This is a genomic window from Pseudomonas sp. FFPRI_1 (assembly GCF_055384485.1).
Window position 1 is genome coordinate 6,246,729 of the sequence record NZ_AP029168.1, and the last position, 13,846, is coordinate 6,260,574.

General features: G+C 62.0%; 12 protein-coding genes. 10 read left to right on the forward strand and 2 right to left on the reverse strand.

What is annotated here, in order from left to right:
* Window positions 1-14: 14 nt before the first annotated feature.
* On the reverse strand, window positions 15-797 hold the full coding sequence (locus ACZ5BO_RS27845) for a PhzF family phenazine biosynthesis protein (protein WP_464697081.1): 783 nt from the start codon (window positions 795-797) through the stop codon (window positions 15-17).
* Window positions 798-917: 120 nt separating this feature from the next.
* Entirely contained in the window at window positions 918-1,388 is a 471-nt protein-coding gene (gene ybaK / locus ACZ5BO_RS27850; protein ID WP_025129642.1) for a Cys-tRNA(Pro) deacylase, read from the reverse strand.
* A 371-nt stretch (window positions 1,389-1,759) separates the two neighbouring features.
* Between ybaK and ACZ5BO_RS27855 the strand changes: the two genes are divergently transcribed.
* From ACZ5BO_RS27855 to aauR, 10 genes are all read left to right on the forward strand, one after another.
* A complete protein-coding gene (locus tag ACZ5BO_RS27855; RefSeq protein ID WP_464701393.1) occupies window positions 1,760-2,608 on the forward strand; it encodes an MIP/aquaporin family protein in 849 nt (282 codons plus the stop codon).
* Window positions 2,609-2,684: 76 nt separating this feature from the next.
* Complete coding sequence (gene glpK, locus ACZ5BO_RS27860; RefSeq protein WP_025129640.1) at window positions 2,685-4,190, forward strand: glycerol kinase GlpK; 1,506 nt, start codon at window positions 2,685-2,687, stop codon at window positions 4,188-4,190.
* A 95-nt stretch (window positions 4,191-4,285) separates the two neighbouring features.
* Window positions 4,286-5,041: a DeoR/GlpR family transcriptional regulator gene (locus tag ACZ5BO_RS27865; RefSeq protein ID WP_025129639.1), complete on the forward strand. Its 756-nt coding sequence runs from the start codon at window positions 4,286-4,288 to the stop codon at window positions 5,039-5,041.
* 274 nt (window positions 5,042-5,315) lie between these two features.
* Window positions 5,316-6,854 carry a glycerol-3-phosphate dehydrogenase gene (gene glpD, locus ACZ5BO_RS27870; protein ID WP_025129638.1) on the forward strand — a complete coding sequence of 513 codons (1,539 nt, stop codon included), beginning with the start codon at window positions 5,316-5,318 and terminating at the stop codon, window positions 6,852-6,854.
* A gap of 361 nt (window positions 6,855-7,215) precedes the next feature.
* On the forward strand, window positions 7,216-8,130 hold the full coding sequence (locus ACZ5BO_RS27875) for a glutamate/aspartate ABC transporter substrate-binding protein (RefSeq protein ID WP_025129637.1): 915 nt from the start codon (window positions 7,216-7,218) through the stop codon (window positions 8,128-8,130).
* Window positions 8,131-8,321: 191 nt separating this feature from the next.
* Window positions 8,322-9,068, forward strand: coding sequence for an amino acid ABC transporter permease (locus ACZ5BO_RS27880; protein ID WP_025129636.1), 747 nt, complete (start codon window positions 8,322-8,324; stop codon window positions 9,066-9,068).
* Entirely contained in the window at window positions 9,068-9,739 is a 672-nt protein-coding gene (locus ACZ5BO_RS27885; protein ID WP_102880754.1) for an amino acid ABC transporter permease, read from the forward strand. The genes ACZ5BO_RS27880 and ACZ5BO_RS27885 overlap by 1 nt, the downstream gene beginning before the upstream one ends.
* Window positions 9,736-10,470, forward strand: a complete 735-nt coding sequence (locus tag ACZ5BO_RS27890; RefSeq protein ID WP_011063128.1) for an amino acid ABC transporter ATP-binding protein — start codon at window positions 9,736-9,738, stop codon at window positions 10,468-10,470. Before ACZ5BO_RS27885 ends, ACZ5BO_RS27890 begins: the two co-directional genes overlap by 4 nt.
* A 133-nt stretch (window positions 10,471-10,603) precedes the next feature.
* Window positions 10,604-12,505 carry a two-component sensor histidine kinase AauS gene (gene aauS, locus ACZ5BO_RS27895; protein WP_464697082.1) on the forward strand — a complete coding sequence of 634 codons (1,902 nt, stop codon included), beginning with the start codon at window positions 10,604-10,606 and terminating at the stop codon, window positions 12,503-12,505.
* Window positions 12,502-13,827, forward strand: coding sequence for a two-component response regulator AauR (aauR, locus tag ACZ5BO_RS27900; RefSeq protein WP_025129633.1), 1,326 nt, complete (start codon window positions 12,502-12,504; stop codon window positions 13,825-13,827). The genes aauS and aauR overlap by 4 nt, the downstream gene beginning before the upstream one ends.
* Window positions 13,828-13,846: the final 19 nt, after the last annotated feature.

Genomic DNA, 13,846 nt, shown 5'->3' on the forward strand with positions numbered 1-13,846 from the left:
AAAGCCCCAGCGCATTACTCCAGGTGCAGATGGCCACTGGCAATCCGGCGGGCATGACCGCCAATCTTCACCCGCTCGCCTTCCAGCCGGCAGAACAGGGCCCCACCCCGAGGGGAACACTGGAAAGCCGTCAGTTCCTGCTTGTCCAACTGCTGCGCCCAGTAAGGCGTGAGACAGCAATGGGTCGAGCCTGTGACAGGGTCTTCATCGATACCGATGGCGGGAGCAAAGTAGCGAGAAACGAAGTCGTGGCTATCACCTCGGGCAGTGACGATTACACCCGGCCAAGGTAACTGGGCCAACGCCAGCAGATCCGGCCGGCACTCGCGTACCGCCTTTTCCGACTCCAGCACTGCCAACAATTCATTGGCCCCCAACAACTCCACCACCCTGACGCCCAGCGCCTGCGCCACCGTCTCCAGCCCACCCTGGCTGCAAGGGCTGCGCAGGGGGAAGTCCAGCCATAACAAGCCGCCTTCACGGCTAACGCTCAAGGGCCCGGAGCGACTAAGAAAGTCGATGCGCTGCGCCGCCTCGCCATAAATCTCCATCAGCACATAGGCACTGGCCAAAGTGGCGTGCCCGCACAAGGGCACCTCGGTCGACGGGGTGAACCAGCGGATCCGCCAGCCTTGCTCTTCGCGCACCAGAAAGGCGGTTTCCGCCAGGTTGTGCTCGGCGGCAATCTGCTGCATCAGCGCGTCGCCGAGCCAGGACTCGAGCCGATAGACCATGGCCGGATTGCCGGCGAACGGGCGGTCGCTGAAGGCGTCGATCTGATGGAACTCGAGCTGCATAAGCTTTCTCCTTGAACGGTCGGGCACCAGCATGGGGGCCGGGACGCCGCCCGCGACAGACACAGAAGAGAGGATTTTTCAGCATACAGCGGCAGTTGAAAGCGCTGCTGGCTCCCACAATCAAGGACGACCGATATCAGCGAAGCGAGCCTGGGTGTGTTCGGCGAGGACCGCCGCTGCCAGTTCAACTTCCAGGCCTCGGCGGCCGGCACTGACAAAAATGCTGGCGAAGGGTTGCGCGCTGTTGTCGATGAACGTCCGCAGGCGCTTCTTCTGCCCCAGCGGGCTGATCCCGCCCAGCAGATAGCCCGTGGCACGTTGAGCGGCGGCCGGGTCGGCCATTTCCGCTTTCTTTACCCCAGCCGCCTGGGCCAGTGCCTTCAGGTCGAGGCTTCCGACGACCGGCACCACCGCCACCAGCAATTCGCCCTTTTCGCTGGCGGCCAACAGCGTCTTGAACACTTGCGCCGGGTCGAGGCTGAGCTTTTCCGCCGCCTCCAGGCCATAGGACGCTGCCTTGGGATCATGTTCGTAACTGTGGATGCGATGTTCGGCGCGAACTTTTTTCAGCAGGTCCAGTGCAGGGGTCATGGCAGCTCCAGGGGCGAAATGAAAGGCAAAACAAAGCTCGGGAATTTTAGGCCATTCATCGGCAAAAGGCTCTATTACAAGCCTTGATCGCCACCCCTTGCGCTTGCGAGCTTGGCAACTGCTGGCATTCCCCGGACTACCCCCCAGAATCATTCATTTGATTGATATCTATAAAATGACCACTCGTTCACTTTCGACCTTTGACAGCGGTGTTTCTTGTCTATATTTTTTCGTTTCTGAATATCATGCGTTAGATACAAGGTTGTACCCCGTAGCAAGGCGAAGCCGGAATGGGGATTCCGTCTTCGTTGGAAGTCGCGCTCCCTGCCTTTTGCAGCAGCGCCAGACAACAACAAAAATCGAGGTTCACAATGACAACTGCTCTGCAACAACCGTCGCTATCGGGTCAATGCATCGCCGAATTTCTGGGTACAGCACTGTTGATCTTCTTCGGCACTGGATGTGTCGCCGCGCTCAAGGTCGCGGGAGCCAGCTTCGGCCTATGGGAAATCAGCATCATCTGGGGGATCGGCGTGAGCATGGCGATCTACCTGACCGCCGGCGTCTCCGGCGCTCACCTGAACCCGGCCGTGAGCATTGCCCTGTGCCTGTTCGCCGATTTCGAAAAACGCAAACTGCCGTTCTATATCCTGTCCCAGATCGCCGGCGCCTTCTGCGCGGCGCTGTTGGTTTACACGCTCTACAGCAATCTATTCTTCGATTTCGAACAAGCCCACCAGATGATCCGCGGTTCCCAGGCCAGCCTGGAACTGGCCTCGGTGTTCTCCACCTTCCCCAACCCGGCGCTGTCCACAGCCCAGGCATTCCTGGTGGAATTGGTGATCACTGCGATCCTGATGGGGGTGATCATGTCCCTGACCGACGACAACAACGGCCTGCCTCGCGGCCCGATGGCGCCGCTGCTGATCGGCCTGCTGATCGCCGTGATTGGCAGTGCGATGGGCCCGCTGACCGGCTTTGCGATGAACCCGGCACGGGACTTCGGGCCTAAACTGATGACATTCCTGACTGGCTGGGGTGAGATTTCTTTCACCGGCGGCCGTGATATCCCGTACTTCCTGGTGCCGATCTTTGCCCCGATCCTCGGTGCCTGCCTCGGCGCCGCAGCCTATCGCGGGCTGATTGCCCGCCATCTGCCGAGCGCTGTTGCCGCCCCCGAGGCCGAGCCGTCCGCCGATGGCAAAGTCAAAGTTTCCTGAATAGCGTGGCGCGTGATCCTGCCCAATTCGATCCCGCGCCAGTTCCCACTCCCTTATTTCGTCCAAGGCAATCGACATGACCGACATTCAGAATAAGAACTACATCATTGCCCTCGATCAGGGTACGACCAGTTCCCGGGCGATCATTTTCGACCGCGACGCCAACGTGGTCTGCACCGCCCAGCGCGAGTTCGCCCAGCACTACCCGCAAGCCGGCTGGGTCGAACATGACCCGATGGAAATCTTTGCCACCCAGAGCGCGGTGATGGTCGAAGCCCTGGCACAAGCCGGCCTGCATCACGACCAGGTAGCCGCCATCGGCATCACCAACCAGCGCGAAACCACCGTGGTCTGGGACAAGAACACCGGCCGCCCGATCTACAACGCCATCGTCTGGCAGTGCCGCCGCAGCACCGAGATCTGCCAGCAGCTCAAGCGCGATGGCCTGGAAGACTACATCCGCGACACCACCGGCCTGGTTACCGACCCCTACTTCTCCGGCACCAAGCTCAAGTGGATCCTCGACAACGTCGAAGGCAGCCGCGAGCGCGCTCGTAGCGGCGAACTGCTGTTCGGCACCATCGATAGCTGGCTGATCTGGAAATTCACCGGCGGCAAGACCCACGTCACCGACTACACCAACGCCTCGCGCACCATGCTCTTCAACATCCACACCCTGGAGTGGGACGCGAAGATGCTGGAGGTGCTGGACATCCCGCGGGAAATGCTTCCGGAAGTGAAGTCTTCGTCGGAAATCTACGGCCGCACCAAGAGCGGCATCGCCATCGGCGGTATCGCCGGTGACCAGCAAGCGGCGCTGTTCGGCCAGATGTGCGTCGAGCCGGGCCAGGCGAAAAACACCTACGGCACGGGTTGCTTCCTGCTGATGAACACCGGCGACAAGGCGGTGAAATCCCAGCACGGCATGCTCACCACCATCGCCTGCGGCCCCCGTGGCGAAGTGGCCTACGCCCTGGAAGGTGCGGTATTCAACGGCGGCTCCACCGTGCAGTGGCTGCGTGATGAACTGAAGATCATCAACGACGCCCACGACACCGAATACTTCGCCGGCAAGGTCAAGGACAGCAACGGCGTGTACCTGGTGCCGGCCTTCACCGGCCTGGGCGCCCCCTACTGGGACCCCTACGCCCGAGGCGCGCTGTTCGGCCTGACCCGTGGCGTGCGCGTGGACCACATCATCCGCGCCGCCCTGGAATCCATCGCCTACCAGACCCGGGACGTGCTCGACGCCATGCAGCAGGATTCCGGCGAACGCCTCAAGGCCCTGCGGGTGGACGGCGGCGCGGTGGCCAACAACTTCCTCATGCAGTTCCAGGCCGACATCCTCGGCACCCAGGTGGAGCGCCCGCAAATGCGTGAAACCACCGCCCTCGGCGCGGCCTACCTGGCAGGCCTGGCCTGCGGCTTCTGGGGCAGCCTGGAAGAGTTGCGCGGCAAGGCAGTGATCGAGCGCGAGTTCGAACCAACGCTTGCAGAAGCGGAAAAAGAAGGCCTCTACGCAGGCTGGAAGAAAGCGGTCAGCCGCACCCGCGACTGGGAACCCCACGACGAGGCCAAATAAGCCAAGCCGTGGATTGGTAACCGCTTGTAACTGGTCGGGAGGGGATTCCTGCGGCATCATGGGCAAATTTTGCACGGCAGCCCAAAGGAAGCCCCATGAATCTGCCTCCCCGTCAGCAGCAAATCCTCGACCTGGTCCGCGAACGCGGCTACGTCAGCATCGAGGAATTGGCCCAGCTGTTCGTCGTTACCCCGCAAACCATCCGCCGCGATATCAACCAGCTGGCGGAAGCCAATCTGCTGCGCCGCTACCACGGCGGCGCGGCCTATGACTCCAGCGTCGAAAACACCGCCTACGCCATGCGCGCCGACCAGATGCGCGATGAGAAGCAACGCATCGGCGAAGCCATTGCCGCGCAGATCCCCGACCACGCCTCGCTGTTCATCAATATCGGCACCACCACCGAATCCATCGCCCGCGCCCTGCTCAATCACAGCCACCTGAAGATCATCACCAACAACCTGCACGTGGCCTCGATGCTCAGTGCCAAGGACGACTTCGACGTGCTGCTCACCGGCGGCAACGTCCGGCGTGACGGCGGCGTGGTGGGACAGGCCAGTGTCGATTTCATCAACCAGTTCAAGGTGGACTTCGCCCTGGTGGGCATCAGCGGCATCGATGAAGACGGCAGCCTGCTGGACTTCGACTACCAGGAAGTACGGGTGTCCCAGGCGATCATCGCCAACGCCCGCCAGGTGATCCTCGCCGCCGACTCCAGCAAGTTCGGACGCAACGCCATGATCCGCCTGGGCCCCATCAGCCTGATCGATTGCCTGGTCACCGACCAGCAACCGGTGCCGGCCCTGAGCCAACTGCTGAACCAGCACAAGATCCGTCTCGAAGTGGTCTGACCTTCCCCCCTGCGGATCCGGCTGCACTCGAACGCCAAGCCAGCAGGCTGCATCGCTTTCGAAATCGTCGCGGCCGATCCCCGCCATTCAGCCCAAGGCAACAACAGCGGCTACAGTTACCTCCTCGACAATGTTCGAAAACTTTCCTTTCACGCCGCTTCGATCAGTTTTTTCAATCGAAGCGCGCTGGATACAGCCATCTTTATGCGCTAGTATTTTCGAAAATGAACATTAATGTTCGAATTCAAATATCAAAGCAACACGAGGCCTGTCGATGCCCACTTCTACCTTGCCCGCGCGCCCTCTCTCCGAGGTTTACGATATCGCCGTCATCGGCGGTGGGATCAATGGTGTCGGGATTGCCGCCGATGCGGCAGGTCGCGGCCTGTCCGTGTTCCTTTGTGAAAAAGACGACCTGGCCAGCCACACCTCCTCGGCCAGCAGCAAGCTGATCCACGGTGGCCTGCGCTACCTCGAGCATTACGAGTTCCGCCTGGTGCGTGAAGCCCTGGCCGAGCGTGAAGTGCTCCTGGCCAAGGCGCCGCATATCGTCAAGCCCATGCGCTTCGTGCTGCCGCACCGGCCGCACCTGCGTCCGGCCTGGATGATCCGCGCCGGCCTGTTCCTGTATGACCACCTGGGCAAGCGGGAAAAGCTCGCCGGCTCGCGCAGCTTGAAGTTCGGTGCCGACAGTGCCCTGAAAGCCGAAATCACCAAGGGTTTCGAATATTCCGACTGCTGGGTCGACGATGCTCGCCTGGTAGTGCTCAACGCCATGGCCGCCCGGGAAAAAGGCGCCCATGTGCACACCCAGACCCGTTGCATCAGCGCCCGTCGCAGCAAGGGCCTGTGGCAGCTGGACCTGGAGCGTGCCGACGGCAGCCTGTTCTCCATCACCGCCAAGGCCCTGGTGAACGCCGCCGGCCCCTGGGTCGCCAAGTTCATCAAGGACGACCTGAAGCTGGAATCACCCTACGGCATCCGCCTGATCCAGGGCAGCCACTTGATCGTGCCCAAGCTGTATGAGGGCGAGCACGCGCACATTCTGCAGAACGAAGACCAGCGCATCGTCTTCACCATTCCCTACCTCGACCAGTTCACCCTGATCGGCACCACCGACCGCGAATACACCGGCGACCCGGCCAAGGTGGCGATCACCGAAGGCGAAACCGACTACCTGCTGCAAGTGGTCAATGCACACTTCAAGAAACAACTGAGCCGCAGTGATATCCAGCACAGCTACTCCGGTGTTCGCCCGCTGTGCAACGACGAATCCGACAACCCTTCGGCCGTGACTCGCGACTATACCCTGGCGCTTTCCGGCACAGGCGAGGAAGCTCCGTTGCTGTCGGTGTTCGGCGGCAAGCTGACCACCTACCGCAAGCTGGCAGAATCGGCGATGGCGCAACTGGCCCCTTACTTCAAGCAGGCCAAGCCAGCCTGGACCGCCCAGGCCACCTTGCCCGGTGGCGAGAACATGAGCACCCCGCAGGCCCTGGCCGAAGCCATCCGCAAGAAATTCGACTGGGTACCCAGCCAGATCGCCCGGCGCTGGGCCACCACCTACGGCAGCCGCACCTGGCGCCTGCTGGAAGGCGTGCACAGCCTGAGCGACATGGGCGAGCACCTGGGTGGTGGGCTCTATACCCGTGAAGTGGACTACCTGTGCGCCGAAGAGTGGGCGATGAAGGCCCAGGACATTCTCTGGCGCCGGAGCAAGCTGGGGCTGTTCACCACCGCGGCTGAACAGCAACAGTTGGAGGATTATCTGCAGAAACTCGAGCACAATCGCGGCAAGATCAAGGCTGCCTGAGCCGCTGGCGTCCGCACAAGCCCCTGTACCGCAAGGTCCAGGGGCTTTTTTTATGGACCCAGGATTGAACGCTGGCGCGAAAACCGGCACCTAAAGAAAGGCCAATCGTTCGGTTTTCCGAACGATGCACCTGCAGGGATTCGGTTAACCGGATAACTGGCCGCAAAACCCTGTGCCATAAATATTTAATAACCTTTGAAATCAAGGCTTTGACCATGATCAACTGGTCTGGCACGACTCATGCTCTACACTGTGCGACGAATGCCTGTCGTGCCAACACGCAGGAGCCGTCAAGGCATTCGCTGTATAAAAGAGCCGTCGAACTGGCTTCATAAAAAAAACAAATGTCGAGGAAATATTGATGCGCATCGTTCCCCATCTGTTGGGCGCAGCTATCGCTGCCGCTCTGATTAGCACTCCAGTTTTCGCTGCCGAACTCACCGGCACACTGAAGAAAATCAAAGAGTCCGGCACCATCACCCTCGGACATCGCGACGCTTCCATTCCGTTTTCCTACATCGCTGACGCTTCCGGCGTGCCGGTGGGCTACTCCCACGACATCCAGCTGAAAATCGTCGAAGCGATCAAGAAAGACCTCGACATGCCTGACCTCAAGGTCAAGTACAACCTGGTCACCTCCCAGACCCGTATCCCGCTGGTGCAGAACGGCACCGTGGACGTCGAGTGCGGCTCCACCACCAACAACGTCGAGCGCCAGCAACAGGTCGACTTCTCGGTGGGCATCTTCGAGATCGGTACCCGCCTGCTGTCCAAGAAGGACTCGTCCTACAAGGACTTCGCCGACCTGAAGGGCAAGAACGTGGTGACCACCGCCGGCACCACGTCCGAGCGCATCCTCAAGTCGATGAACGCCGACAAGCAGATGGGCATGAACGTGATCTCCGCCAAGGACCACGGTGAATCCTTCCAGATGCTGGAATCGGGCCGCGCCGTTGCCTTCATGATGGACGACGCATTGCTGGCCGGTGAAATGGCCAAGGCCAAGAAGCCTACCGACTGGGCCGTGACCGGTACTCCGCAGTCCTACGAGATCTACGGCTGCATGGTCCGCAAGGGCGATGCCCCGTTCAAGAAAGCCGTGGATGACGCCATCGTCGCCACCTACAAATCGGGCGAAATCAACAAGATCTACGACAAGTGGTTCCAATCGCCGATCCCGCCAAAAGGCCTGAACCTGATGTTCCCGATGAGCGACGAGCTCAAGGCCCTGATCGCCAACCCGACCGACAAAGCGGCTGACGACAAAAAGTCCTGATTCCTGACTAACCTTATCTCCTGAAGGGGCCCGGCCTCTTCAGGAGCCTGTCACTACCTGCTGGCATTTTTTGGAAACACTCGAACCGGTGGTTGTCGAGCCGATCGCGTGTGCCTGACGGTCAACGTCAGGCGGGAACGGACGTCCCCAGGCGGGTGCTTGTACATCGAACGATCTGAGGGGTAACCCTAATGAATTACAACTGGGACTGGGGCGTGTTCTTCAAGTCCACCGGCGTGGGCAGCGAGACCTATCTCGACTGGTTCATCTCCGGTCTGGGCTGGACCATCGCCATTGCCGTGGTGGCCTGGATCATCGCGCTGCTGCTGGGCTCGATCCTGGGTGTCATGCGCACTGTGCCGAACCGCCTGGTATCGGGCATCGCCACGGTCTACGTGGAGATCTTCCGCAACGTGCCGCTGCTGGTGCAGCTGTTCATCTGGTACTTCCTGGTACCGGACCTGCTGCCGGAAAACATTCAGGAGTGGTACAAGCAGGACCTCAACCCGACCACCTCGGCCTACCTGAGCGTGGTGGTGTGCCTGGGCCTGTTCACCGCTGCGCGGGTCTGCGAACAGGTACGCACCGGTATCCAGGCCCTGCCCCGTGGCCAGGAATCCGCCGCACGCGCCATGGGCTTCTCGCTGCCGCAGATCTACTGGAACGTGCTGCTGCCCCAGGCCTACCGGATCATCATTCCGCCGCTCACCTCGGAATTCCTCAACGTCTTCAAGAACTCCTCCGTGGCCTCGCTGATCGGCCTGATGGAGTTGCTGGCCCAGACCAAGCAGACCGCCGAGTTCTCGGCCAACCTGTTCGAAGCCTTCACCCTGGCCACCCTGATCTACTTCACGCTGAACATGAGCCTGATGCTGCTGATGCGCCTGGTAGAGAAAAAAGTGTCGGTCCCCGGCCTGATCTCCGTGGGGGGTAAATAATGGAATTCGACTTCTCGGGCATCATCCCGGCCATTCCCGGCCTGTGGAACGGCATGCTGATGACCCTCAAGCTGATGGTCATGGGCGTGGTCGGCGGGATCATCCTCGGCACCTTGCTGGCCTTGATGCGCTTGTCTCACAACAAGCTGCTGTCGAACCTGGCGGGCGCCTACGTCAACTACTTCCGCTCGATTCCGCTGCTGCTGGTGATCACCTGGTTCTACCTGGCGGTGCCATTCGTGCTGCGCTGGATCACCGGCGAAGACACCCCGATCGGCGCATTCACCTCGTGCATCGTGGCCTTCATGATGTTCGAAGCGGCGTACTTCTGCGAAATCGTCCGCGCCGGCGTGCAGTCCATTCCCAAGGGCCAGATGGGCGCCGCCCAGGCGCTGGGCATGAGCTACAGCCAGACCATGCGCCTGATCATCCTGCCCCAGGCGTTCCGCAAGATGACCCCGCTGCTGCTGCAGCAAAGCATCATCCTGTTCCAGGACACCTCCCTGGTGTACACCGTGGGCCTGGTGGACTTCCTCAACGCCTCGCGTTCCAGCGGCGACATCATCGGCCGCTCCAATGAATTCCTGATCGTTGCCGGTCTGGTGTATTTCACAATCAGCTTTGCCGCCTCGCTGCTGGTCAAGCGTCTGCAAAAAAGGTTCGCCGTATGATCTCTATCAAGAACATCAACAAGTGGTATGGGGACTTCCAGGTGCTGACCGATTGCAGCACCGAGGTCAAGAAAGGTGAAGTGGTGGTGGTCTGCGGGCCGTCCGGCTCGGGCAAATCCACCCTGATCAAGTGCGTCAACGCCCTGGAGCCCTTCCAGAAGGGCGACATCGTGGTGGACGGCACCTCCATCGCCGACCCGAAGACCAACCTGCCGAAACTGCGCTCGCGAGTGGGCATGGTGTTCCAGCACTTCGAGCTGTTCCCGCACCTGACCATCACCGAGAACCTGACCATCGCGCAGATCAAGGTGCTGGGCCGCAGCAAGGAAGAAGCCACCAAGAAGGGCCTGCAACTGCTGGACCGGGTCGGCCTCGCCGCCCACGCCCACAAGCACCCGGGGCAACTCTCCGGTGGCCAGCAACAACGTGTGGCCATCGCCCGCGCCCTGGCCATGGACCCGATCGTCATGCTGTTCGACGAACCGACCTCGGCCCTGGACCCGGAAATGGTCAACGAAGTGCTCGACGTCATGGTCCAGCTCGCTCACGAAGGCATGACCATGATGTGCGTGACCCACGAAATGGGCTTCGCCCGCAAAGTGGCGAACCGGGTGATCTTCATGGACAAGGGCCAGATCATCGAGGACTGCCAGAAGGAAGAGTTCTTCGGCGATATCAGCGCCCGTTCCGAACGCGCCCAGCATTTCCTCGAGAAAATCCTGCAGCACTAAAACCCGCGTTCCTGTAGGCGCCGGCTGGCCTGCGATGGGACGGCATCTGACTCCCCTATCGTCAGCGCCGCCCTTATCGCCGGCCAACCGGCTCCTACAGACACTGCGCAGTGGTTGACCCAAGGCATCTGTGATGAAATGCGACCCCACTCTCTATCGCGCCGCACCGCCATCACTTGCCGTGAAACCCCGTCTGATCCGTCATCTGTTCCTGCCGCCCCTGGTCATCCTGCTGATGATCGGCCTGGGTTATGCCGGCTTCTGGATCAGCGAGCACAACGGCATCCGCACCCTCAGTGAAAATGGCCAACGCCAGCTGGAGCTGCACGCCCGCGCCGTGGAAAGCGAGATCAGCAAATACACCTACCTGCCCAGCCTGCTGGAACTGGAATCCAGTGTTTCCCAGCTGCTGGGCGATCCCTCGCCGGAACACCGGCAGACCGTCAACCAATACCTCGAAGGCCTGAACCGCCGCAGCCGCAGCCGGGCCATCTATGTCATGGACACCACCGGCCGGGTACTGGCCACCAGCAACTGGCGCGACGTCGACAGCTACCTGGGTGAAGACCTTTCGTTCCGCGCCTATTACCAGAACGCCGTGCGCGGGCAACCCGGGCGCTTCTACGGCATCGGCAGCACCAACGGCGAACCCGGCTACTACCTGGCCCACGGCCTGGAAGAGCAAGGCAAGATCATCGGCGTGGCGGTGGTCAAGGTACGCCTGGAAGCCCTGGAGGAACGCTGGCAGCGAGCCCGCCTGGAAGCCTTCGTCAGCGACGAGAACGGCATCATCATCCTCTCCAGCGATCCGGCCCGCCGGCTCAAGTCGGTCCGGCCCCTGAGCGAGGACACCAAGGAGCGCCTGGCCCGCAGCCTGCAGTACTACTGGTTCCCCCTCAACGAACTGGAACCCCTGGCCCGCGAGCGCCTGGCCGAAGGCGTGGAGAAGCTGACCTTCCCGGCCAACACCGAACTGGTGTCCGACGACAAGGCCATCAGCTACCTGTCGCAGACTCGCCCCCTGAGCGACACACCATGGAGCTTCACCCTGCTCACCCCCCTCCAGGACCTGCGCCGCGAAGCCATCAACCAGGGCATCCTGGTGGCCGTGGCCTTTGCCCTGGTGGCCTTCCTGCTGATTGCCTGGAACGAGCGGCGCAAGGTCATCGCCACCCGCCTGGCCGCCCGGGAGGCGCTGCAGGAAGCCAACAGTCAACTGGAGCGGCGGATCACCGAGCGCACCGCCGACCTGCGAGCCAGCAACGAACGCCTCAAGAGCCAGATCCGCGAACGCCGCCAGGCCGAGGAAACCCTGCGCCGGGCCCAGGATGAGCTGGTCCAGGCCGGCAAGCTGGCAGCCATCGGGCAGATGTCCACCAGCATCGCCCATGAGCTGAACCAGCCCCTGGCGGCCCTGCGCACCCTGTCCGGCAATACCGTGCGCTTTCTCGAGCGCGGGGCCCTGGACACCGCCAGTGCCAACCTCAAGACCATCAACGAACTGATCGACCGCATGGGCCGCATCACCGCCAGCCTGCGCTCCTTCGCCCGCCGCGGCGACGACCAGGGCCAGGCCAGCCTGACCAAGGCAGTGGACGCCGCCCTGCAGATCCTCAACGCCCGCATCGAGCCGCTGCCCCTGCAAGTGCACCGGGACTTCACCGAGCAGGTCCTGCAGATCGACCAGACCCGCCTGGAGCAGATCCTGGTCAACCTGATGGGCAATGCCCTGGATGCCATGCAGGCGCAAGCGGCGCCGGAACTCTGGCTCGAAGGCGAACCCGGCGACGGCAAGTACCGCCTGCGGGTACGCGACAACGGCCACGGCATCGACCTTGAAGCACGCAAGCATCTGTTCGAACCCTTCTTCACCACCAAACCCGGCGAGCAGGGCCTGGGCCTGGGCCTGACCCTGTCTGCCAGCCTCGCCGCCGCCACCGGCGGCAGCCTGGGGGTGGAACACCCGACAAGCGGCGGCACCGCCTTTGTCCTCAGCTTGCCCCTGGCAAGCCCTATTCAAGCCGAGCCGATATGAACAACGAGCTGACCGTGCTGATCGTCGAAGACGACCCCCATGTCCTGCTGGGTTGCCAGCAGGCCCTGGCCCTGGAAGACATTCCCTGCATCGGCGTGGGCAGCGCCGAAGAAGCCCTGGCCCAGGTCGGGGAAAACTTTCCCGGCATCGTGGTCAGCGATATCCGCCTGCCAGGCATCGACGGCCTGGAACTGCTGACCCAGCTCAAGGCCCGGGATCGCAGCCTGCCGGTGGTGCTGATCACCGGCCACGGCGACATCTCCATGGCCGTGGGAGCGATGCAGAAAGGCGCCTACGACTTCATGGAAAAACCCTTCTCCCCCGAGCGCCTGGTGGACGTGGCCCGCCGCGCCCTGGAACAACGGGGCCTGGCCCGGGAAGTGACCTCCCTGCGCCGCCAACTGGCCGAGCGCAACTCCCTGGAGGGGCGGATCATCGGCCGCTCACCGGCGATGCAGAACCTGCGGGAGCTGATCGCCAACGTCGCCGATACCTCGGCCAACGTGCTGATCGAAGGCGAGACCGGCACCGGCAAGGAACTGGTCGCCCGCTGCCTGCATGACTTCAGCCGCCGTCACCAGCAACAGTTCGTCGCCCTGAACTGCGGCGGCCTGCCGGAAAACCTGTTCGAAAGCGAAATCTTCGGCCATGAGGCCAATGCCTTCACCGGCGCCGGCAAACGCCGCATCGGCAAGATCGAGCACGCCCACCAGGGCACGCTGTTCCTCGATGAAGTGGAAAGCATGCCGATCAACCTGCAGATCAAGCTGCTGCGGGTATTGCAGGAACGAACCCTGGAACGCCTGGGCTCGAACCAGAGCGTGGCCGTGGACTGCCGGGTGATTGCCGCCACCAAGTCCGACCTGGACGAACTGAGCCGGGCCAAGGCGTTTCGCAGTGACCTGTACTACCGCCTCAACGTGGTGACCCTGGAGTTGCCGCCCCTGCGCGAGCGGCGCGAGGACATCCTGCAACTGTTCGAACACTTCCTGCAGCAATCGTCCCTGCGTTTCGACCGTACTGCGCCGGAGCTGGACAACCAGACCCTGTCGACCCTGATGAGCCACGACTGGCCCGGCAACGTGCGCGAGTTGCGCAATGTCGCCGAGCGTTTCGCCCTGGGCCTGCCAGCGTTCAAGAAGCCCGGCAGCAGCAGCGCCCAGGGCCTGGCCTTTGCCGAAGCGGTGGAAGCCTTCGAACGCAACTTGTTGATCGACGCCTTGCAGCGCAGCGGTGGCAACCTGACCCAGGCCAGCCAGGAGCTGGGCATGGCCAAGACCACCCTGTTCGACAAGGTCAAGAAATACGGCCTGAGCCACTAACCCAAGGCGCGAAAAACCA

What these genes read in the sequence shown, in the direction of transcription:
- aauR (WP_025129633.1), top strand. Translation starts at nt 12,502, where the DNA reads ATGAACAACGAGCTGACCGTGCTGATCGTCGAAGACGACCCCCATGTC.
- ACZ5BO_RS27855 (WP_464701393.1), top strand. Translation starts at nt 1,760, where the DNA reads ATGACAACTGCTCTGCAACAACCGTCGCTATCGGGTCAATGCATCGCC.
- ACZ5BO_RS27865 (WP_025129639.1), top strand. Translation starts at nt 4,286, where the DNA reads ATGAATCTGCCTCCCCGTCAGCAGCAAATCCTCGACCTGGTCCGCGAA.
- ACZ5BO_RS27885 (WP_102880754.1), top strand. Translation starts at nt 9,068, where the DNA reads ATGGAATTCGACTTCTCGGGCATCATCCCGGCCATTCCCGGCCTGTGG.
- ACZ5BO_RS27880 (WP_025129636.1), top strand. Translation starts at nt 8,322, where the DNA reads ATGAATTACAACTGGGACTGGGGCGTGTTCTTCAAGTCCACCGGCGTG.
- ACZ5BO_RS27845 (WP_464697081.1), bottom strand. Translation starts at nt 797, where the DNA reads ATGCAGCTCGAGTTCCATCAGATCGACGCCTTCAGCGACCGCCCGTTC.
- ybaK (WP_025129642.1), bottom strand. Translation starts at nt 1,388, where the DNA reads ATGACCCCTGCACTGGACCTGCTGAAAAAAGTTCGCGCCGAACATCGC.
- ACZ5BO_RS27875 (WP_025129637.1), top strand. Translation starts at nt 7,216, where the DNA reads ATGCGCATCGTTCCCCATCTGTTGGGCGCAGCTATCGCTGCCGCTCTG.
- ACZ5BO_RS27890 (WP_011063128.1), top strand. Translation starts at nt 9,736, where the DNA reads ATGATCTCTATCAAGAACATCAACAAGTGGTATGGGGACTTCCAGGTG.
- glpD (WP_025129638.1), top strand. Translation starts at nt 5,316, where the DNA reads ATGCCCACTTCTACCTTGCCCGCGCGCCCTCTCTCCGAGGTTTACGAT.
- glpK (WP_025129640.1), top strand. Translation starts at nt 2,685, where the DNA reads ATGACCGACATTCAGAATAAGAACTACATCATTGCCCTCGATCAGGGT.
- aauS (WP_464697082.1), top strand. Translation starts at nt 10,604, where the DNA reads ATGAAATGCGACCCCACTCTCTATCGCGCCGCACCGCCATCACTTGCC.